Origin of the sequence: Peribacillus tepidiphilus (genome assembly GCF_009466385.1) — a bacterium.
GTDB lineage: Bacteria > Bacillota > Bacilli > Bacillales > DSM-1321 > Bacillus_BN > Bacillus_BN tepidiphilus.
Map to the genome: position 1 here is coordinate 15,885 of NZ_WIAQ01000029.1, position 20,174 is coordinate 36,058.

The following is a 20,174-nucleotide window of genomic DNA, read 5'->3' on the forward strand; positions in this document are numbered from 1 at the left end:
GGGGAGCATATGTACATATGTAAATGGTAAAAAAAAGCATTGCTACTGTCTATATTCCTTTCTATTTCCAATAAAATCTTAAAAAAATAAGCGTCCAAAAAGTGCGATGTATTATTATCTGATATAATCAGATTATTAAAAATATTTTTACTAAAATAGAGAGTTTCGGTGAATTTCATGAGTAATACTTTCAATCGAAAAGAGATTGTGCTCAGCTCCTTTCAGTGGTTTATTTTCCTTGTTGCCAACGCTATTGCTATGCCAATCGTCCTTGGCAGCATATTTTCTTTTCCGCAACATGAAATAGCTACTCTCCTACAAAGAACATTTTTTGTCGTTGGAGTCAGCTCGTTTATACAAGGAAAATGGGGACATAGGTTGCCGATTGCAGACGGTCCTGCAGGCTCCTGGGTTACTGTGTTTGTCATTTTTGCATCCATCACTTTTCAAGAAGGTGGTGATATGCATTCAACCCTTCCGCTGTTAGAAGGAGGGATGATTATTAGCGGAATAATCCTTCTCTTTTTAAGGATCCCTGTTCTATTGAAAAAATTGCTTAAGTTGTTTACATCCCTGGTTACAGGAAGCTTTTTAGTCATCTTAGCCGTTCAGCTGAGTGGGATTTTTATAAAAGGTATGATTGTTAGAAGTGAAGGTTCCGATGATTTGAATGTGATGTCAACCTGCTTGGCCTTTTTTGTATTCTTCCTCGTTTTTTTTCTGTCTTTAAAAGGTCGAGGATGGATGAGGACTTATGCGGTTATTATTGGAATCCTTGGGGGATGGATTTTAGATATCCTACTAAAAAAAGGGATGAATTCTACATATGAACCAGCTGAAGTCTTTTCATTTCCAGAGTTGTTTGCATGGGGACTTCCTCAAGTAAATGGTCCTATTTTTATTACGAGTGTTTTATTTACATTATTATTAATTGCAAATACGATAGCCGCAGTTTCTTCCATGGTCACACTATATCCGGACCGAAAAATGGAAGCAATCGCTCTTCGAAAAGGAGTTTCGGCCGGAGGAGTATCTCATGTCATTTCCAGTATGTTTTCAAGCATAGGTGTCGTGACGCTTCCGGTTTCAACAGGCTTTGTTCAAATTACAAAGCAGACGAGAATTCTCCCATTTTTATTAGGCGCAGCCATGCTAGTTATTGTATCCCTATTTCCAAGTGTCGTTGGAATCCTGTCCACGCTTCCTGTGTCCATTGCGAGCGGTGCTCTTTTATCTACCATTGTGGGCATGTTTGGAATTGGATTAAAAACAATCTCCTCAGAAGAACCTGACCAAAGAAGAGTAACTATAATTGGACTATCTCTCATGTTTGGCATTGGGGTCATGCATTTAGGAGAGGAAGTATTTCGTGCATTTCCCATAGGGGCGCAATACCTTTTGAAAAACGGGTTGCTTGTTGGAACAATCGTTGCAATTGTATTGGATCAAGTGTGGAAGGAAGAGGTGAAAACTCAAAAAAAGAAACAAGATGTTCGTAAAAGAGCACATACAGGATAAAAAGATCAAAACTGGGTGTCAAAAACTAGGTGTCAGGCACCGGTCGCGGACAATTGTCTTTCTCTGGTATCTGACACTTATTTGTAAAAATAAATAGTAGTGAATTGGATGCTGAAAAACTTTGAATCCTATTTTATTAGAAGTCCCAACTGCATTAAATACAGAAAGATTACTATTGAGAATGCCATTAGCAGGTGATGAGAAAGTGGTAAACGAGCAATTGCAGGAAGTGAACTGTGATGTGTTAAATTGTTTCCCAATCAGCAATCCCTTCCTATTATGAAACCTACAAAATTTACCTTAATCAAAATAAGACAATCCCTATGTGAAGGGGAATTGTCTACATAATCGAGTATCATTTAATAGCAATTAAATGGTATTAGGCTTTTGTATAATTCAGATCCCAAATAATGCCGAAACGATCCTTTACTTTAGCAAATTTTGCTCCCCAAAAGGTGTCTTGAAGTTCCATTAATACGGTACCATTTTGACTTAATCTGTCATATAACTTTTGAATTTCCTCTTCGCTTTCTAATTCAAGAGCTAATGAAATGTTATTGCCAATTTCGATCGATTGACCTAGCAATACATCAGATACCATAATAAATAATTCATCTTTTTTAAATTTTGCATGCATCACTCGATCATCCACTTCTGGAGGTGTAGGAAAATCAGCTTCACCAAATGTCTGGATTTCTACTACTTCTCCTTCAAATACTTCCTTATAAAACTCTATTGCTTCTCTCGCATTGCCATCGAACGTTAGATATGGTGTGACTGGATGTTTCATTTTTAACACTCCTTTTTTAGTCAATCAAAACATTACAAAAAAACACGGAAATAGAAATAATCTCCTTTTTTCCATTCTATAATAGTCGATTTGAAATTGCAAGAACGTTTGTTCTGTTTTATAAAAAATTTTTAAACAAACTTGAAAAATAGATTGGAATGAACTTTATGCAATATACATTAAAAAAAGTAATCAGAACAGGGTCGTCGATGCCAATCGTTGTAGCTGACCCATATGGAAAAGAATATTTTGTTAAACTAAAAGGATCTTGAATTTCAGAAAGAATTTAAAGTGTTGGAAGTATGTAACCCACAGGAAGCACAAAAAGTATTAACTGAAAATGAACTGGCGGGGTATTTTTTACCATGTAAATTCGTTGTTTTCGAAAGTAAAGGCCGAATCAGTAAAACAAAGTGAATTAAAGACCTCCGTTCATAATTCGAATGGAGGTTTTTTGCACTTGTTTCATTTAAACCAATTTACTTTTTGAAAGAAATGGAATAACTCACTTTAAAAGTATCAAATGAATTCTAGTATATCTTTGAAATTTTTCCTATTATCATGGACAAACACACTTCCCTTATTTTGATAGTTTCTTAATCTGCTAATGAAGTTCAAAGTTGTTGAAAGGGGAGAGAAAAGTGTTTGGATTTTCCATGATTCAAATGATTAGGCATCATGCAGATAAATTAGATCGTCCACTTCGAGACCAGCTATTGAATGTATATAGACCGTTTAGATGGACACCATGCTTTATGCATGAAAGACTAGAGAGTTTTTTTAAACTGACAAAAAGTTTAAGGTGGTGGAATTTAAAAACAGTGAATGCCATTCACTGGGGATGAATAGTGTTTATAATATTGCTGGGAAGCATTTAATGAGTAAACTGAAGAGTGAATATCGCAGTATCTCATGTTGTAGTGCCGAGTTAACACCAAATGCGATAGAAAACTTACTAGTATCATGTCCTCACATTAAAAAGATTCACTTAGATAGAGAAGTTAAAGCACTATTAAATGTTGGAACACCTTCAGCAAAAGCCATTGATGTAAAAAAAATGATACGGTCCTAACAGGAAAAGGAATTACCATTGCGGTAATTGATACGGGAATCCATCCTCATCAAGATTTAGAAGGTAGAATCAAAGGCTTTAAGGAATTTATAAACAATAGAGAGGGAGCCTATGACGACAATGGACATGGTACTCATTGTGCTACGGTGCAGACAAACCAGATATCGTAGCAGCTGGAGTTAATATTGTCTCTTTACGCGCACCAAATTCTTTTTTGGACAAGTTCCAAAAAAGTAGTAGAGTAGATACCAATTATTTTGTTCTATCGGGAACATCAATGGCTACTCCGATTTGTGCAGGGGTAGTTGCCTTGATACTAGAAGGAAATAGAGGGATGTCCCCAGATGATGTGAAACAAAGGCTAATGAATGGAGCCGATCCATGGGGAGTGAATCCGGGAACAGAACTGAACCTCTACTTCCGCATCATCTTTTACTATTTTCTAACTTCAAATCCACAAAAGCGTTTAATAATCCACTATGCCCAATCTTCTCCTTATTTCAATCATAATGAAGGACTCTACAGAAAGATTGAGAACCTAATATTCCTGTATTATTGTTTCGTATTAAATATTGATCGATATCCACTTAACACAAATGTCTTCATGAATCACGTTCGTCTATACTCAGTTGATTACGGGGCTAGTTTGTTTTTCCTATCTAGTTTAAAATAAAAACTTTTTGGTTAGGTAAATCATTCATAAATATTCCTATTATACAAACTATGATGAAAAATAACTAGAACTCCAAAAGCAGAAAAATTTATTTGAACGAATATCCATTTTATTCGTTTAATATGTGGAGGTGTTAAAATGGGGAAACCAATTGAGAAATATATAGAGTTTACGAACGGAATTACATTAAAGGGTACTCTTACCATACCAGAAGGGGTTAATAAACCACCTGTTGTGGTAATGATTCATGGATCAGGTAATGTCGATCGAGATGAGAATGCAAAAAGATTACAGATCAATGTTTTTAAGTATTTGACCCAGTTTTTTGTTTCGAAAGGCTTTGCCACTCTTCGTTATGATAAAAGGGGAGTAGGGGAAAGCGGGGGTTCATTTTTAGAAGCGGGTTTTTGGGATTTGGTAGAAGATGCTGCAGCTGCAGTAAATTTTGTTAGAACACAGGAAGGCATTAACACCGAGCAAATCATCTTGCTTGGCCACAGCGAAGGAGCTATTATCGCACCTGCTGTCCATAAAAAGGTTAAGGCTCAAGGCCTAATTCTCCTAGCTGGTATTTCAGAGTGCTTAAAAGATACTTTAGAGAACTATCAAATGAAGATTTTCAAAGAGGAAGTAGAAGTATTAAAAGGGTTTCAAGGAAAGCTACTGCGTTTTTTCAAAGTTGGAAAAAAAGCAGTTGATAAACAAAAAAAGCTTTTTGAAAAGATTTTGGCTTCGGATCAAACTGTATTGAGAGATGGAGCTGTAAAAATAAATGCAAAATGGTTTAGAGAACATTTTCAATATAACGTTAGCGAAGATTTAAAAGAAATGACATGTCCGCTCATTGCAATCACTGGAGATCGAGATATCCAAGTGAATCCAGAGCAGGCTAAGGAAATTGCTGAATTGACGAAAGGTCCTTCAGAGTACCATATTATTCCTAAAATGAATCATTTGCTAAGAAAACAAGAGCAGCCGATGTCTCTTTTAAAATTGAAAAAAATCTATAAGGAAAGTGCAAAAAAACCATTAGATGAAGAAATGTTAAATATTATAGAGAAGTGGGTCGTCAAACATTATCACGAAATATAGAGTGTCAGGCACCGCTCGTGGACAAATGTCTTTCAGTGGTGCCTGACACTTTTTCTGTCAAAAAAACTTTAGTTGATTACAAAAATATAATTACTTACATATTGTAACTAGTTTAAAAGCATGATACATTAATTAATATTAAATTTATGGATATTTCAACATCTTTGATGTTCAATTCATAATAAAAAAGAAAAACCTATTGTTTCAAAGGTTCCTTTCTATGATTAGGAGGCAAATCAATGCTTACAGCAAATACAGTAGCCATGTTAGAAGATAAAATAAAAACTATACAGCATAAAGGAAAAGCCATTTACTTAGTAGGTCCTATCAAATTGCCGGTAAGTTTATTCGGTGAAACCGTGATTTTTCAATGGTACTCCTGGCTTCAGTGTAGCGAAGTGACGGAAAATATCGAAGAAATTATTGCAAAATTATCGTCTGTCAACTTAGCGGAACTGCAGCAATCCAGTGTGTTAATTTACGGTGAATTTGAAAAGGCAGAAGATGCCTTGATTCGTATGCACAGTATTTGCCATACAGGAGATATTTTCGGCAGTAAGCGCTGTGATTGTGGGTTTCAATTAAAGCAATCTATGAAAATGATAGTAAACCACGGAACAGGCGCTCTCTTTTATTTAGCAAATCATGAGGGTCGTGGAATCGGCTTGTTCAGCAAAGCATTGGCTTATCTCCTTCAAGAGAAAGGCTTAGACACAGTAGAAGCAAATTTAACTTTAGGTTTTGTAGATGATTCCCGTAATTACGATGATGCTATTGAAGTGCTAAAAACTCTTCGTTCCAAACCTGTAACTCTGATAACTAATAACCCAAGAAAACTAGAAGCCCTTCAGAAGTCTGGTATGAATGTGTCGGGTAGGGAACCGTTATGGGGAGATGTTTCCGAATATAACGAAAAGTACTTACAGACAAAAATCAAACGTTCTGGTCATTTAAAAGGTGGTCAATCAAAATGAGTGAACATGAGTTTTATATGAAATTAGCCATCGAAAATGCTCGTGCAATGAAAGGACAGACGGATCCGAATCCGCTTGTTGGTTCAGTGATTGTCAATGATAACCGCATTGTCGGAATTGGAGCACATATGAAAGCGGGAGATCCTCATGCGGAAATCCATGCTCTGCGTATGGCGGGGGAGAAAGCAAAAGGAGGTACAATCTACGTAACATTAGAACCATGTTCCCATCACGGTCGTACCGGTCCTTGTGCGGAAGCAATCGTTCAGGCAGGAATAAAAAAAGTAGTAGTTGCTACCCTTGACCCCAATCCGCTTGTGTCAGGGCGGGGAATTAAAATTCTGAAGGATGCAGGCATTGAGGTAATAGTGGGTGTATGTGAGGAAGAATCAAGAACGATGAACGAAGTTTTTAACAAATATATTGTGACAAAGCGCCCATTCGTTACACTGAAGTCTGCTGTTACACTAGATGGAAAAATTGCTACTTCAACATCAGATAGTAAATGGATTACCTCTGAAGATGCTAGAAGAGAAGTCCATCAGCTCCGAAACGAGAACGCAGCCATTTTAGTTGGAGTCAACACAGTCATAAAGGATAATCCGGAGCTTACTGCACGTATTCCTAACGGTAGGAACCCAATCCGAGTGATTTTGGATTCAACCCTCCGAATTCCATTAGAATCAAAAGTCATTACAGATGGACAGGCTCCAACTTGGATTTTTACAACACCTAATCATTCTGCTGAAAAAAGGGAGTTTTTAGAAAGCAAAGGAATCAAAGTATTCGTGACAAATGGCGACAAGCATGTAGATGTTGAGGAAACCGTAGAGATTTTAGGTGAAAACTTTATTTCTTCCGTTTTGATTGAAGCTGGAGGAGAAGTGAATGCTGCATTTTTGGAGCATAAGCTCATTGACAAGCTTGTTTTATATGTAGCACCAAAGGTCATTGGTGGAAAGCTAGCACCAAGCTTTTTAGAAGGTACAGGTGTGGAATACATGAAGGATGCCATTGAATTTTCCAATGTTACCCTCACCCAGATCGGCAAGGATTTTAGGTTTGTCGGTTATCCAATTTATGTATCTTAACAGCGAAGGTAGGTTACAGCATGAAATTTGGTTTTGATATTGATGATACATTAATTAACTTAAGGGAGCATGCCTTCCATTTATATAATAAAAAGCTTAATAAAAATGTCGGGCTCGACGTCTTCCATTCCTTAAAAACAGTTGAAATTCATGAACCGTTCGGATTGACAGCAAAGCAAGGTGGAGAAATGTGGAATAGTTTACTAGAAGAAATATACTACACATCTTGTCCTCCGTTTCCTTTTGCAGTAGAAACGCTTCAGGAATTAGAAAAACAGGGACACGAAGTATATTATATAACGGCTCGACCAAAAGAACATTGCGAACAAACGAAGCAATGGCTAAGAAAGAATGGTTTCCCTGTCCATGATGACCGCTTTTTCTGCGGCATGAAAGACGAAGACAAGGTTCGAATTATCGAAGAGCTTAATTTGGACTACTATTTTGATGATAAACCTGCTGTATTGGAAACATTGCTTGATAAGCCAATTAAGGTATATGCAAAACATACGTCTTACAACCAGGATTTTGAAATTCCACGCATTACGAATTGGTCTGAATTGTGGGATATCATAAATGTCAAACCGGAATAGTTTGAACTTATATTTTATAGCTGTAGAAAAACCTGCAGGGGATTAACATAAGGTGGACGAAAATGGGTCTTAAAACAGAAGTGTGTATAGTAGGTTGTGGCCCTGGCGGCGCTTTATTAGGCTATTTATTAGCGAAAAATAATATTCCAACCATTATTCTAGAACGGAATGAAGAGATCGACAAAGAATTTAGGGGAGAACATCTAAATCATGAGGGCGAACAAATATTAAAAAAATATCAGCTCTACGAAAAGCTGGAAGAATACGGCCTCCTTTTGATGAAAAGGGTAGAATATATAGACCATGGTAAAGTAATAAAGACAATCACTCCTGATCCTGAAAACGAGCATGTTGGAATCCATGTACCTCAAAATAACTTGCTTAATCTTTTCGTTAATGAATCGCACCAATTTGAACATTATCAATTAATGCTGGGAACTAAGGTAACGGAAACCATTCAAGATGAAACAGGCCATTATATTGGAGTTAAAGCTACAAAAAATGGTAAAGAAATCTCCATTCACAGTTCTGTTATCGTCGGAGCTGATGGTCGATACTCTACCGTCCGAAAACTGGCGAACATTCCAACAACTATCATGAAACATGGCTACGACCTTCTTTGGGCGAAAATTCCCAGCCCTGCTGGATGGGAGCCTACTATAAAATTAGCTATGGTACATGATATGCAGCTTGCATTATTTACTCAAGCTGGCGGTTTTATTCAAATTGGCTGGAATATTGAGGAAGGGTCTTATCCGACCTTAAGAAAACAGTCCTTTGAACCATTTATTATGAATCTATTAAATGCTTTCCCTGAGCTAACTGAAGTGGTTCATCAGCATATTCGCTCTTGGAATGATTTTGTTTTATTACAGGTTCAAAGCTCTCGTTCTGAAACTTGGGTAAAAGAAGGATTAGTCATCATGGGCGATGCAGCTCATACAATGAGCCCAACTGGAGCAATCGGAGTCAATAGTGCCTTAAAGGATGCCGATGTCCTAAGCAATGTTTTACAAAATGCTATTCTTCAGAAAGATCCTAGTGTAAAGCAACTGAAACTTTTTGAACATACACGTCGAGAGGATATTGAAAAACTCCAACACGATCAATTAGAAAAAGAAGCTTCTTTTAAAGGGAATTTTGTGGTGTAGTGCCAGGCACCGCTCGTGGACAAATGTCTTTCTGGAATGACTGACACTTTTTCCCTTTACCTTACCATCTTTTTTATGCTATATTATGTAAAGATTTTGAATTGAATATATACATCGAAATTCACTAGGGGAGCCTATGGCTGAGATAGAACTTGTGTTCTAGACCCTTTGAACCTGATCTGGATTATACCAGCGGAGGGAAGTGGATAGAAGCTTTCATGTCATCCTTTTTTTCATGGCATTAGTTTTTAACCCACTCATTTCTCTGGAAGTGAGTGGGTTTTTATTTTTTGCTTTATTAACTGAAAGGAGATTACTAGAGTATGATTCATAAATTTTGCCAAGGTGGTGCTATACCACAAAAGGGGGAGAATAAATGAAGTTTACGCAAACCCTTTACGATAAAGTAAGTGATGTTTGGAGGCAAACACATCAGCATCCTTTCGTCATTGGTTTGGGAAGTGGTGATTTGCCTGTCGAATCTTTTATCCGTTATATGAAACAGGATTATGTGTATTTAATCGACTATGCCAAGCTCTTCGCATTAGGTTCAGTTAAGGCAAAAGATCTCGAGACGATGGCCTTTTTTGCAAGGCTCCTACATGAAACACTGCATGGAGAGATGGAATTGCATCGTCAATACGCTGAAAGGTTTGGGATTACCAATCAACAGCTAGAAGACACAAATCCGACTCCTATTAACTTAGCTTACACACGCTACATGCTGAATGTTGCTCAGAATGGGTCACTGGCAGAATTGGTCTCAACGCTGCTCCCATGTATGTGGAGCTACTGGGAGATTGGCAAGATGCTGACTGAGAACTATCCTGGCTCTCCAGAGCATCCATTGTATGGTGATTGGATTAAGATGTATTCCTCTGACGAATTCGGTTCATTGACCACCTGGCTTATCGATTCATTAGACCGATTAGTTGAAGGAAAAGCGGATCATGAGCTGCAAATCATAGAAGACCATTTCCTTACGACCTCACGTTTTGAATATATGTTTTGGGATATGGTTTACCAGGGAGGGGATTGGCCTGTCTAAATCGACTATGTTATCGATTAAAGAACTTTCATATGCTTTTCAACACAACGGAGTTTCAAAGTCGATATTCCAAAAGATATCAATGGATGTTAAGGCAGGAGAGTTTGTCTCTGTTATAGGAGCTAGTGGGTCAGGAAAGAGCACACTTTTCAAGCTGATTGCCGGTTTGCTTGAGCCAAATGAAGGTCAAATATGGATCGACGGTCAACAGCCAGAAAAAGGATTAGGAAAAGTGGGCTATATGCCGCAAAAGGATTTACTTTTACCTTGGAGAACAGTAGTAGAAAATGTATTGCTGCCTATGGAGCTTGCTAAAGAGAATAAGCAGCGAAAACTAACGGAAATAAGGGAATGGTTGTCCCGTTTTGGTTTAGCCGAATATGAAAATGCATACCCTCATGAACTCTCTGGAGGAATGAAACAGCGGGTCGCTTTCTTACGAACCATCATGACTGGCAAAAACCTTTTATTATTTGATGAGCCATTTGGCGCCCTTGATTCTCTAACTAAACGTAACATGCACACTTGGTTATTGGAATTGTGGGGAGATTTACAAAAAACGATGCTATTCATCACCCACGATCTTGAAGAAGCTATTCTGTTAAGCGACCGAATTTATCTGTTGCCTAGTGCAGGTGAAGAGATTCAAGAAGTGACAGTCAATCTGCCAAGACCGAGAAAAACGGAGCTTATTTATCAATCTGAGTTTATTGCTATGAGAAAAGAATTGGAGTGGCTCATTCAAGATGAAAAGTAGCTGGAAAAAATGGATGAAAGACTATAGCCTGTTTTTGTTGGTGGTTGTCTTTCTAATAAGCATATGGGAATGGATCGTTCGGAAAGGATTTATTCCATCTTTTATTTTGCCTTCTCCAACGGCCATCTGGAAATCATTACTGGATAACCAAGAGCTTCTATTGGAAGTTCATTTACCCGCTACCCTCATCGAGGTATTGATTGGCTTTGGCCTCTCTGTAATAGGCGGTATTTTATTAGGTGTTGCGATGCACTTTTCAAGGTCGTTAGAAAAGGTGCTTTATCCTTTTCTTGTTATTTCTCAAACGATACCGCTGATTGCCCTTTCACCGATTTTTATCATGTGGTTCGGCTATTCAATTTGGAGTAAAATTGCAGTCATCATTTTAACAGCCTTTTTCCCGATTGTGATTAGTACATATGATGGACTGAAATTAGGGGGCGCTGAATATCGTGAATTACTCCTAACGATGGGAGCTAATCGTTGGGATCTTTTCAAGAAAATACAAGTACCGATGGCGTTGCCGTCTTTTTTATCAGGGTTGAAGATGTCTGTAGTCTATTGTGTTGTAGGTGCCACAATTGGAGAATGGCTGGGTGCAAGTGAAGGTTTGGGTTATTTTAGCAGGAGAATGTCCGGTAATTTGCAGGCAGATGCAGTGTTTGCTGCAATTTTCCTACTTTCACTACTAGGCATTATGTTATTTTTACTAATTGGTCTTTTAGAAAAGCAGTTATTGAAAAATAAATGGTGATAAAGAGGGAGAAAGATTCGATGAAAAAATGGTTATTTAGTATGTTATGTTTTTTATTACTTTTATTGAGTGCTTGTGGTGCTTCCGAAAAAAACGCTAATAATGAATCAGCATCAAACGAGAAGCTGCAGAAGATAAGTGTAATGTTAGACTGGTATCCAAATGCCGTACATTCTTTTCTTTTTGCCGCACAGGAAAACGGCTATTTTAAAGAACAAGGCTTAGATGTAGATATTAAAATGCCTGCAGATACAAATGATCCACTAAGACTGGTAGCTGCTGACCAAATTGACATGGCTATTAGCTATCAGCCGGAGGTAGTAGTTGCCCGCGGAGAAAATATTCCTGTTCAATCATTTGCAGCTCTCGTTCGCCATCCGTTAAATCAATTAATGGTTCCAGCCGATGGTCCGATTCAATCACCCAAAGATCTAGCTGGAAAAACGATTGGTTATCCTTCTATTCCATTAGATGAAGCAATCATTCACACGATGGTGAAAACTGATGGTGGGAACCCGCAGAAAATAAAAATGGTCGATGTTGGCTGGGATTTAATCCCTTCAATAGCAACGAATAAAACGGATGCAATCATTGGCGGTTATATTAACCATGAGAAAATACTGCTCGAAAAAGAAGGTCATCCTATGAGGGCGTTTAATCCTACGGAGTTTGGTGTTCCTGATTATTATGAATTAGTCTTGGTAGCCAGTGAAAAGGCACTCAAAGAAAAACCGGAATTATATAAAAAGTTTATGGCTGCGGCTTCTAATGGACAAAAATTTGTTCAAGATCATCCTGAAAAAGGCTTGTCCATTTTATTAGAGAATGCAGACAAATCCTCTCCATTGGATCAGGAGGTTGAAACAAAGAGTTTACAAATCCTGTTGCCGCTTATGGATGCCAAAGATCAACCATTTGGTTATCAAGATGATGCTACTTGGGAAAAGGTTGCTAAGTGGTTATTTGAAAACAAAGTAGTAAAAACCGAAGTCAACGCTAAGGATGCCTATATTAATTTATAATGCTAATTTCTATTCATTAAGAAGGAGTATGATTTTATGAGAACAATAGAAAGAATCCGTACAATGAATCCGTTAATTCACAATATAACCAATGTCGTTGTTACGAATTTTACGGCGAATGGATTGCTAGCATTGGGTGCTTCTCCTGTGATGGCTTATGCACATGAAGAAGTAGCCGATATGGCAAAAATAGCGAGTGCACTTGTTTTAAATATGGGAACACTTGATGAGACAGTCGTAGAATCGATTATAATTGCGGGTAAATCAGCGAATGAAAACAATGTACCTGTTGTATTTGATCCAGTTGGAGCAGGTGCTACACCGTACCGTACCGAATCAGCACGAAGAATTCTTAGGGAAGTTAAGGTAAACGTCCTGAGAGGAAATGCTGCGGAAGTAGCTAACGTGATCGGTGAAGAATGGGCGATCAAAGGTGTGGACGCAGGAAATGGTACGGGCAACGTTGTTTCGCTTGCACAAAAAGCTGCTAGACAGTTGCGCTGCATTACGGTTCTTACCGGAAAAGAAGATGTCATTACAAATGGTGACACAACGTATGTAGTCGGAAACGGCCATCCTATTCTAACAAAAGTGACTGGTACAGGTTGCTTGCTTAGTTCTGTCATTGGTGCATTCTATGCAGCAGGCGAACAACCTTTATATGCAGTGACTGAAGCAGTTGCTTATTATGGTGTAGCTGCAGAGCTGGCAGCGGCAAAAACAGTTGAAAAGGGGCCTGGCAGTTTTCAAATTGAATTTTTAAATCAGTTAGCAGTTGTTTCAGACGAAATCCTGAATGACCGTGAGAAGATTCAACTGCTTGTGTAAAATTTAGAAATAACACCTATTATTTAAAGAAAGGAATAGAGCAATGAACGTTTATAAAGCACTTACAATAGCGGGTTCAGATAGTGGTGGTGGCGCGGGAATTCAAGCTGACTTGAAAACCTTTCAGGAACTGGGTGTGTTCGGGATGTCCGCGATCACCGCAGTTACAGCGCAAAATACGCTTGGAGTAAATGGCGTCTATCCAATGGCGGTTGAGGCGGTCAACCAACAAATTGACGCAATCGGCGAAGATTTAGGAACGGATGCAGTAAAAACTGGAATGCTGTTTAGTAGTGATATCATTCGAGGTGTAGCAGAAAAAGTAAAGTATTACAACTGGCGTAATTTTGTTGTTGATCCAGTGATGATCGCTAAGGGTGGAGCATCCCTTCTACAAAAGGAAGCAGTAGATGCACTGATCCAACACTTAATTCCTCTTGCAAAGGTGATTACTCCGAATATTCCTGAAGCAGAAGTTCTTACGGGGCTTTCTATTAATAGCCTAACGGACCGCGAGGAGGCAGCACGAACGATTATCCAAATGGGTGCACAATCTGTTGTAATAAAAGGCGGTCATGAAGAATCAAGTCAAACCGTTATTGATCTTTTTTATGACGGAAATGAATTTGTTTATTTGGACAGCAAACGAATCGTAACTCAGCATACCCACGGAACAGGCTGCACGTTTTCTGCAGCAATAACAGCCGAATTGGCTAAGGGAAACCAGGTGATTGATGCTGTTAAGACAGCAAAGGCTTTTATTCAAGCTGCCATCCAGGATACCTTAGGCATAGGTTCAGGACACGGACCGACTAATCACTGGGCTTTCCAGCGGAGGAACCGAGGAGAAAGATATGACGCAAATTAACAGAGAGAAACTTTGTCAATTGCTGAAGGTCTATTTTATTATGGGAAGTGTAAATTGCCGTAAAAATCCTTTGCAAGTGTTACAGGAAGCTATTGAGGGAGGCATCACCTTATTCCAGTTTCGAGAAAAGGGAAAGGGTGCACTAACAGGCGTAGCGAAGTTTCAATTAGCCCAGCAGCTTCAAAAAATCTGTCAAAAAAATGGAGTTCCTTTCATCGTAAATGATGATATCGATTTGGCTATTGCTCTTGATGCCGATGGCGTCCATATTGGACAAGAGGATGAAACAGCTGAAATAGTTCGTGAAAGGATAGGCAAGCATAAAATTTTAGGTGTATCCGTTCATACAATAGAGGAAGCACAAAAAGCAGTAAGAGACGGTGCGGACTATTTAGGACTAGGCCCTATTTTTCCAACACAAACAAAAGAGGATGCAAAAGTAGTACAAGGAACCAATCTTATAGTAGCTTTGCGCAATTTAGGAATGGATATTCCCATCGTTGGAATAGGCGGGATTACTCCGGAGAATGCCAAGTCGGTTATATCAGCTGGAGCAGATGGTGTTTCTGTCATTACTGCCATTACTCATGCTCCATCCATCACAGATGCAGCAGCTCTCTTACGGCGCCAGACACTCCCCAAAGTTTGATAGATTTTGTCGATAGTTTTTCAGAAAAGAAGAGTCGAAGATCCGGCTCTTCTTTTTTGTAATGAAGCAAAACCTAGGTTTTCCTCTAGTTTTGAGTTGTTTTAATAGAAAGACGAATTCATATTGTAACCTTTGAACCATTAAACACTATTTTGAAGATAATAATTGTCACTCTATTCCTTTTCGAAATTATTTATGAAAAACGAACTAGATTATTGGAATATCAAACTCTTTATCATCATAAAAATGAGGTTAGTTAGGTGGAAGTAAGTCCAAAAAAAATTATTTATTTAAAGAATTAATAGAAATAGGAAAGAATATAACATAAATAGTAAGAATATTCAAAAATTTTATTTTGGTAACAAAAGGAGGGAATGGGTTGGGGATTTTAGATGTTAAGGATGTTACATTGCAATTCGGGGGAGTTGTTGCTCTTAATCACGTCACGTATGAGGTGAAAGAAGGAGAGATTTTTTCCTTAATTGGTCCCAACGGTGCTGGAAAGACAAGTATGTTGAATTGCATAAGTGGATTGTATCGGCCAAGCAGTGGTTCCATTTCATTCAAGGGACAGGATATAACACCGATCAAGCCTCATAAACGAGTAGGTTTAGGCATAGCTAGAGCGTTTCAGAATATTGAGCTGTTTCCACATTTAACCGTTTTAGACAACCTTATGCTAGGACGACATGTACGTATGAAAACGGGAATCCTTTCTGGAGGTTTTTATTTGGGAAAAGCACAAAGGGAAGAAGTGGAGCACCGTGAGAAAGTAGAGAGCGTAATCGCCTTTTTGGAGATCGAAAATATAAGAAACACTCCTGTAGGTACGTTATCTTATGGATTACAAAAACGGGTGGAAGTAGGAAGAGCCCTTGCAATGGAACCAGAAATATTGTTGTTAGATGAGCCAATGGCTGGTATGAACAGTGAAGAAAAAGAAGATATGGCACGTTATATTTTGGATATTCATGAAGAGATGAACACTACCATTATCTTAATTGAACATGATATGGGAGTGGTAATGGACTTATCGGATCATATAGCCGTCCTTGATTTTGGAAAATTGATTGCTTACGGCACTCCGAATGAAGTCCAAAACAATCCAAAGGTCATCGAGGCCTATTTAGGTGAAGAACATGCATGATAAAAGAAGGAGGGATCAACTCCATGTCCAACTCTAACATGACATTTCCACAATTATTGCTCGAGAGGACGAGCAATGCAGGATCAAATGTAGCTTTAAGGGAAAAAGATTATGGGATTTGGAATGAGCTAACGTATAACGAGTATTTAGAACAAGTAAAATTTTTTAGTTTAGGATTAACGAAACTAGGACTACAAAGGGAAGATAAAGTAGCGATCATTGGAGACAATCGTCCAGAGTGGGTTATCAGTGAATTGGCCACTCAATGCTTAGGGGGAATTTCAGTCGGAATATACCAACAATCCCTTCCAAATGAAATTGGCTATATCTTAAATGATTGTGATGCATCCATAGTTGTTGTAGAAGACCAAGAGCAAGTGGATAAACTTTTTGAAATTAAGGAAGACATCCCCAAGGTTAAAAAGATTATTTATTATGACCGCAGAGGAATGAGAAATTACAAAGATGATTCACTAATCTTCTTTGACGATGTACAAGCACTAGGTAAAGCCTTTGATTTAGAAGCGCCTACATTTTTTAAAACTGAATTGGATAAAGGCAGCGAGGATGATATCGCTATTCTCTCCTATACATCCGGTACAACAGGAAATCCGAAAGGAACGATGCTCTCATATAAGAACCTACTAGACATGGCCAAAAACCTATCAAAAATCGACCCACTGACGGATCAGGATGAATACCTATCATTCTTACCCCTTGCTTGGATCGGTGAGCAAATGATGACTATTGCCATGGGGCTCTATAATGGCTTGACCGTCAATTTTCCAGAAGAACCTTCCACCGTTTTAGAGAATCTACGAGAAATTGGACCACATGTCATGTTCTCACCACCTAGAATCTATGAAGATATGGTTTCGAAATTTCAAGTGAAAATACAAGATACCAGTTGGTTAAAGAAAAAGATTTATAACCTTTGCAAACCCATTGGTGAAAAAGTAGCAAAAGCACATTTTGATAATAAACCGATTTCTTTCGGTACGAAATTCCTTTTTAAAATTGCCGATTTCATGTTATTCAGTGCAATTAGAGACCATTTGGGATTATTGAGGATTAAAAGAGCCTATACAGGTGGTGCACCACTTGGACCTGATGTGTTTGAATTTTTCCATAGTATCGGAGTGAATGTCAAAAGTATTTATGGGCAGACAGAAGTTTCTGGAATCTCTATCGTGCATCGTGACGGCGATATCAAAATGGACAGTGTAGGAATACCGATTCCTGGAACGGAAGTGAAAATATCTGATCAAGGAGAAATCCTTATAAAAAGCTCCAGTGTTTGTAAAGGCTATTACAAAAATGAGCAATCTACAAACGAAACCATTCAATCTGGATGGTTACATACTGGTGATGCTGGTAGGTTGGATGAAAAAGGACATTTATATATCATCGACCGATTAAAGGATGTTATTCGTTTGGACACGGGGGAGATGTTTTCTCCACAATTCATTGAAAATAAATTAAAATTTAGTCCATTCATTCAAGAAGCAGTAGCCATCGGTAGAGATCGTCCTTATGTGGTGGCAATGATCAATATAGATATGGAGAATGTCGGCAGATGGGCAGAAAAAAAACAAATTGGCTATACGACATATACGGATTTGTCCTCAAAGACTGAGGTTTTGGAACTTATTCAAAAACAGGTAAATGAAATCAATCAAACTTTACCTGAAAAAGCACGGATTAAGAAGTTTGTTTTGTTATATAAAGAGTTGGATGCGGATGATGAAGAATTAACAAGAACAAAGAAGGTAAGACGACAGTTTGTAGCCAAAAAATATCATTCTCTTATCGAAGGGATGTATTCAAAAGACGAGCAAATTCATGTGGAGGGAAGAATTAAATATCGGGATGGAAATGAACAGATCATACAAACAACACTTCAAGTGATCATTATGGATAAAGGAGAGGGGGCTGCTTAATGACCTTTTTTTTACAAATGTTAGCCACAGGGATTGTAGTTGGAAGTGTCTATGCATTAGTGGCACTAGGATTTGTTTTAATCTATAAATCTAGTGATGCCATCAACTTTGCCCAAGGAGAATTCTTATTAATCGGGACATATGTGTGTCTCACCCTTATAACAACCTATAATATTCCGTTTATAGCTGCTTTATTCATAACTCTTCTATTCAGTGCAATACTCGGTTTTGTTGTAGAGCGAATTGTACTTAGGCCGTTTATTGGAGAGCCTGTCATTTCTATGATCATGGCTACCATCGGTCTGTCTAGTATATTGGCGGGAATCGTCCATATTATTTGGGGTCATGAAACACGTGTTTTTCCAAAAATATTTTCTGATAAACCCGTACAGCTGGGTGAGATTGTGATTGCACCCGTTTATCTATGGTCGCTAGTCATAGTGGTCATTATGCTGCTGATCTTCACCCTCTTCTTTAAGTATTCGAAGCTCGGTATTGCGATGCGAGCAACAGCAGATGACCAACAGGCTGCACTGTCAATGGGAATTAGTGTAAAAGTCATTTTCGCGGTTGCATGGGCGATTGCTGCGATTGTCTCGGCTGTTGGCGGGGTTCTGCTCGGTAATATTAACGGAGTAAATTCCTCGTTATCAGCTATTGGACTGAAAGTATTACCAGTTGCTATTCTCGGGGGATTGGATAGTATTCCTGGAGCCATTATTGGTGGGTTAATCATCGGAGTGATCGAAAGTATGACAGGCGGTTATTTAGATCCTTTGGTCGGTGGCGGCTTAAAAGAGGTTATGCCGTTCATCATATTAGTGTTGATCCTCATGTTCAAACCGTATGGGCTATTTGGCAAAAAAGAAATCGAAAGGGTGTAAGAGTATGAGGAATCCTTTTGTGATGGAGTGTGGAGAGTTCCATGTGAACTATAAGCAGGATATGGCCATATGGAAGAATTCTAGAGTAAGAATTCGTGTGTTGGTAATGGTCGCATTATTTGCCCTCTTCCCTTTAGTAGCTTCTGATTACGTCATTGGACTTGCTACACTATGTGGTATTGCTGCTATTGGGGCAATCGGGTTAAACATTTTGACAGGTTTCACTGGACAAATATCCATAGGAGTCGGGGCATTTTTAGGTGTGGGTGGTTATGCATCGGCTATATTGACCCTCAAGCTAGGATTAAGCTTTTGGATCGCCATGCCTTTAGCTGGAATCATCACCGCGATTGTAGGAGGACTTTTTGGTTTACCTTCCTTACGATTAAAGGGTCTTTATTTAGCGATTGCGACACTGGCAGCACAGGTGATCATTCTCTTTGTTATATCAAGATGGGATTCCTTGACTGGAGGAACAGCTGGAATGATGCTGTCGAGACCTCAAGTAGGCGATTTTTTCTTTTATAGTGAAAAAAGTTATTACTATTTGATGTTTGCGGTATTACTGATCACCACAGTATTTACCTTAAACCTCTTTCGTTCACGTGTAGGGCGAGCATTTATTGCTGTGAGAGATCGAGATGTTGCAGCAGAGGTAATGGGAATTGATTTATTTAAATATAAAGTTCTTGCTTTTACAGTAAGCTCCTTCTTCGTTGGTGTGGCGGGTGCGTTACTTGGGCATTACACGATGATCGTCAGTCCGGAATTGTATAGCATTACGGTATCTATTGAATATTTGGCGATCATTCTCGTTGGAGGATTAGGAAGTGTATTTGGTTCTATATATGGAGCAGTCTTTATTACTTTATTGCCTGTGTTTCTCCGCTCTGGGGTAGAACTCTTAAGCGGAATCTATCCTGAAATAGCAGGCGTACTAAATGGCATGAAAGAAGTGGTATTCGGTCTGGTCATTATCCTATTCCTCATATATGAACCAGAAGGGCTGGCAAAAATTTGGAGGAATATCAAGGATTACTGTAAATTATGGCCATTTTCATATTAGCGTAAAATAAATGGTTTAGTTTTACGCCTCAAAGCTGGTAAATTTCGATCGGTGATTTTGAGGATGGGCTGTAAAATCAAGTTTACCTTTCGATTTTTAATAAATTCAATTAAATAGTGGTAGTGTCAAAAGTTCTATGAAAAACTAGTTCTAGGCATCTCCGCCAGGATTTCAGGAATAGCCAAGTCCGCAATCGCTCTTGACAAACAGTCGAAAAAGGTTGCGATACGGCCATCAAGGGCGAAGGGAACAAAAGT

At 38.5% G+C, this 20,174-nt stretch carries 21 protein-coding genes, 1 pseudogene and 1 riboswitch; of the genes and pseudogenes, 21 read left to right on the forward strand and 1 reads right to left on the reverse strand.

Translation table 11 applies throughout. The features are described from left to right. The first annotated feature begins 177 nt into the window (after window positions 1–177). Both GD441_RS14070 and GD441_RS14075 read left to right on the forward strand, forming a co-directional pair. Window positions 178–1,518, forward strand: coding sequence for a purine/pyrimidine permease (locus GD441_RS14070; protein WP_153127067.1), 1,341 nt, complete (start codon window positions 178–180; stop codon window positions 1,516–1,518). A 121-nt stretch (window positions 1,519–1,639) separates the two neighbouring features. Further along, window positions 1,640–1,801: a hypothetical protein gene (locus tag GD441_RS14075; protein ID WP_153127068.1), complete on the forward strand. Its 162-nt coding sequence runs from the start codon at window positions 1,640–1,642 to the stop codon at window positions 1,799–1,801. A 96-nt stretch (window positions 1,802–1,897) separates the two neighbouring features. Here the strand turns inward: GD441_RS14075 and GD441_RS14080 are convergent, their stop codons facing one another. Then, entirely contained in the window at window positions 1,898–2,308 is a 411-nt protein-coding gene (locus tag GD441_RS14080) for a VOC family protein (protein WP_153127069.1), read from the reverse strand. Window positions 2,309–2,596: 288 nt separating this feature from the next. Between GD441_RS14080 and GD441_RS14085 the strand changes: the two are divergent. From GD441_RS14085 to GD441_RS14170, 19 genes and pseudogenes are all read left to right on the forward strand, one after another. Continuing rightward, window positions 2,597–2,725, forward strand: a pseudogene (locus GD441_RS14085) (DUF302 domain-containing protein); the annotation flags it as partial. A gap of 693 nt (window positions 2,726–3,418) precedes the next feature. Next, window positions 3,419–3,550 carry a hypothetical protein gene (locus tag GD441_RS17290; protein ID WP_263862457.1) on the forward strand — a complete coding sequence of 44 codons (132 nt, stop codon included), beginning with the start codon at window positions 3,419–3,421 and terminating at the stop codon, window positions 3,548–3,550. Next, on the forward strand, window positions 3,517–4,053 hold the full coding sequence (locus GD441_RS17295) for a S8 family serine peptidase (protein WP_225434245.1): 537 nt from the start codon (window positions 3,517–3,519) through the stop codon (window positions 4,051–4,053). Before GD441_RS17290 ends, GD441_RS17295 begins: the two co-directional genes overlap by 34 nt. A 138-nt stretch (window positions 4,054–4,191) precedes the next feature. Next, window positions 4,192–5,145 (forward strand): alpha/beta hydrolase family protein, encoded by a 954-nt coding sequence (locus GD441_RS14095; RefSeq protein ID WP_153127071.1) that lies wholly within the window; start codon window positions 4,192–4,194, stop codon window positions 5,143–5,145. 239 nt (window positions 5,146–5,384) lie between these two features. Next, window positions 5,385–6,119 carry a GTP cyclohydrolase II gene (locus GD441_RS14100; RefSeq protein WP_153127072.1) on the forward strand — a complete coding sequence of 245 codons (735 nt, stop codon included), beginning with the start codon at window positions 5,385–5,387 and terminating at the stop codon, window positions 6,117–6,119. Then, a complete protein-coding gene (gene ribD, locus GD441_RS14105) occupies window positions 6,116–7,210 on the forward strand; it encodes a bifunctional diaminohydroxyphosphoribosylaminopyrimidine deaminase/5-amino-6-(5-phosphoribosylamino)uracil reductase RibD (protein ID WP_153127073.1) in 1,095 nt (364 codons plus the stop codon). Before GD441_RS14100 ends, ribD begins: the two co-directional genes overlap by 4 nt. Before the next feature lie 20 nt (window positions 7,211–7,230). Next, window positions 7,231–7,803 carry a 5' nucleotidase, NT5C type gene (locus tag GD441_RS14110; protein ID WP_153127074.1) on the forward strand — a complete coding sequence of 191 codons (573 nt, stop codon included), beginning with the start codon at window positions 7,231–7,233 and terminating at the stop codon, window positions 7,801–7,803. A 62-nt stretch (window positions 7,804–7,865) separates the two neighbouring features. Continuing rightward, the gene (locus tag GD441_RS14115; protein WP_153127075.1) at window positions 7,866–8,954 is read left to right on the forward strand and encodes an FAD-dependent monooxygenase; all 1,089 of its coding nucleotides are present in this window, start codon (window positions 7,866–7,868) and stop codon (window positions 8,952–8,954) included. A 116-nt stretch (window positions 8,955–9,070) separates the two neighbouring features. Next, a riboswitch (TPP riboswitch) is annotated at window positions 9,071–9,172 on the forward strand. 158 nt (window positions 9,173–9,330) lie between these two features. Continuing rightward, window positions 9,331–10,002: a thiaminase II gene (gene tenA / locus GD441_RS14120; RefSeq protein WP_153127076.1), complete on the forward strand. Its 672-nt coding sequence runs from the start codon at window positions 9,331–9,333 to the stop codon at window positions 10,000–10,002. A 7-nt stretch (window positions 10,003–10,009) separates the two neighbouring features. Beyond that, window positions 10,010–10,759 carry an ABC transporter ATP-binding protein gene (locus tag GD441_RS14125; RefSeq protein ID WP_153127077.1) on the forward strand — a complete coding sequence of 250 codons (750 nt, stop codon included), beginning with the start codon at window positions 10,010–10,012 and terminating at the stop codon, window positions 10,757–10,759. Beyond that, entirely contained in the window at window positions 10,749–11,513 is a 765-nt protein-coding gene (locus GD441_RS14130) for an ABC transporter permease (protein WP_153127078.1), read from the forward strand. The genes GD441_RS14125 and GD441_RS14130 overlap by 11 nt, the downstream gene beginning before the upstream one ends. Window positions 11,514–11,533: 20 nt before the next feature. Beyond that, window positions 11,534–12,535 carry an ABC transporter substrate-binding protein gene (locus GD441_RS14135; RefSeq protein WP_153127079.1) on the forward strand — a complete coding sequence of 334 codons (1,002 nt, stop codon included), beginning with the start codon at window positions 11,534–11,536 and terminating at the stop codon, window positions 12,533–12,535. A gap of 36 nt (window positions 12,536–12,571) precedes the next feature. Beyond that, complete coding sequence (gene thiM, locus GD441_RS14140; RefSeq protein ID WP_153127080.1) at window positions 12,572–13,363, forward strand: hydroxyethylthiazole kinase; 792 nt, start codon at window positions 12,572–12,574, stop codon at window positions 13,361–13,363. Window positions 13,364–13,406: 43 nt separating this feature from the next. Next, complete coding sequence (thiD, locus tag GD441_RS14145; protein WP_153127081.1) at window positions 13,407–14,231, forward strand: bifunctional hydroxymethylpyrimidine kinase/phosphomethylpyrimidine kinase; 825 nt, start codon at window positions 13,407–13,409, stop codon at window positions 14,229–14,231. Continuing rightward, window positions 14,218–14,880: a thiamine phosphate synthase gene (thiE, locus tag GD441_RS14150; RefSeq protein WP_153127082.1), complete on the forward strand. Its 663-nt coding sequence runs from the start codon at window positions 14,218–14,220 to the stop codon at window positions 14,878–14,880. Before thiD ends, thiE begins: the two co-directional genes overlap by 14 nt. A 379-nt stretch (window positions 14,881–15,259) precedes the next feature. Beyond that, window positions 15,260–16,027 carry an ABC transporter ATP-binding protein gene (locus tag GD441_RS14155; protein WP_153127083.1) on the forward strand — a complete coding sequence of 256 codons (768 nt, stop codon included), beginning with the start codon at window positions 15,260–15,262 and terminating at the stop codon, window positions 16,025–16,027. Between the two features lie 23 nt (window positions 16,028–16,050). After that, entirely contained in the window at window positions 16,051–17,967 is a 1,917-nt protein-coding gene (locus GD441_RS14160) for an AMP-binding protein (RefSeq protein WP_153127086.1), read from the forward strand. Continuing rightward, complete coding sequence (locus GD441_RS14165) at window positions 17,967–18,851, forward strand: branched-chain amino acid ABC transporter permease (protein ID WP_153127084.1); 885 nt, start codon at window positions 17,967–17,969, stop codon at window positions 18,849–18,851. The genes GD441_RS14160 and GD441_RS14165 overlap by 1 nt, the downstream gene beginning before the upstream one ends. Window positions 18,852–18,855: 4 nt before the next feature. Beyond that, window positions 18,856–19,917: a branched-chain amino acid ABC transporter permease gene (locus GD441_RS14170; RefSeq protein ID WP_153127085.1), complete on the forward strand. Its 1,062-nt coding sequence runs from the start codon at window positions 18,856–18,858 to the stop codon at window positions 19,915–19,917. Window positions 19,918–20,174 lie beyond the last annotated feature (257 nt).

Coding starts and splice junctions, on each gene's coding strand:
- GD441_RS14170 (WP_153127085.1), top strand. CDS start 18,856: ATGAGGAATCCTTTTGTGATGGAGTGTGGAGAGTTCCATGTGAACTAT.
- thiM (WP_153127080.1), top strand. CDS start 12,572: ATGAGAACAATAGAAAGAATCCGTACAATGAATCCGTTAATTCACAAT.
- GD441_RS14165 (WP_153127084.1), top strand. CDS start 17,967: ATGACCTTTTTTTTACAAATGTTAGCCACAGGGATTGTAGTTGGAAGT.
- ribD (WP_153127073.1), top strand. CDS start 6,116: ATGAGTGAACATGAGTTTTATATGAAATTAGCCATCGAAAATGCTCGT.
- thiE (WP_153127082.1), top strand. CDS start 14,218: ATGACGCAAATTAACAGAGAGAAACTTTGTCAATTGCTGAAGGTCTAT.
- GD441_RS14115 (WP_153127075.1), top strand. CDS start 7,866: ATGGGTCTTAAAACAGAAGTGTGTATAGTAGGTTGTGGCCCTGGCGGC.
- GD441_RS14130 (WP_153127078.1), top strand. CDS start 10,749: ATGAAAAGTAGCTGGAAAAAATGGATGAAAGACTATAGCCTGTTTTTG.
- GD441_RS14125 (WP_153127077.1), top strand. CDS start 10,010: ATGTTATCGATTAAAGAACTTTCATATGCTTTTCAACACAACGGAGTT.
- GD441_RS14110 (WP_153127074.1), top strand. CDS start 7,231: ATGAAATTTGGTTTTGATATTGATGATACATTAATTAACTTAAGGGAG.
- GD441_RS14095 (WP_153127071.1), top strand. CDS start 4,192: ATGGGGAAACCAATTGAGAAATATATAGAGTTTACGAACGGAATTACA.
- thiD (WP_153127081.1), top strand. CDS start 13,407: ATGAACGTTTATAAAGCACTTACAATAGCGGGTTCAGATAGTGGTGGT.
- tenA (WP_153127076.1), top strand. CDS start 9,331: ATGAAGTTTACGCAAACCCTTTACGATAAAGTAAGTGATGTTTGGAGG.
- GD441_RS14135 (WP_153127079.1), top strand. CDS start 11,534: ATGAAAAAATGGTTATTTAGTATGTTATGTTTTTTATTACTTTTATTG.
- GD441_RS14070 (WP_153127067.1), top strand. CDS start 178: ATGAGTAATACTTTCAATCGAAAAGAGATTGTGCTCAGCTCCTTTCAG.
- GD441_RS14100 (WP_153127072.1), top strand. CDS start 5,385: ATGCTTACAGCAAATACAGTAGCCATGTTAGAAGATAAAATAAAAACT.
- GD441_RS14160 (WP_153127086.1), top strand. CDS start 16,051: ATGTCCAACTCTAACATGACATTTCCACAATTATTGCTCGAGAGGACG.
- GD441_RS14080 (WP_153127069.1), bottom strand. CDS start 2,308: ATGAAACATCCAGTCACACCATATCTAACGTTCGATGGCAATGCGAGA.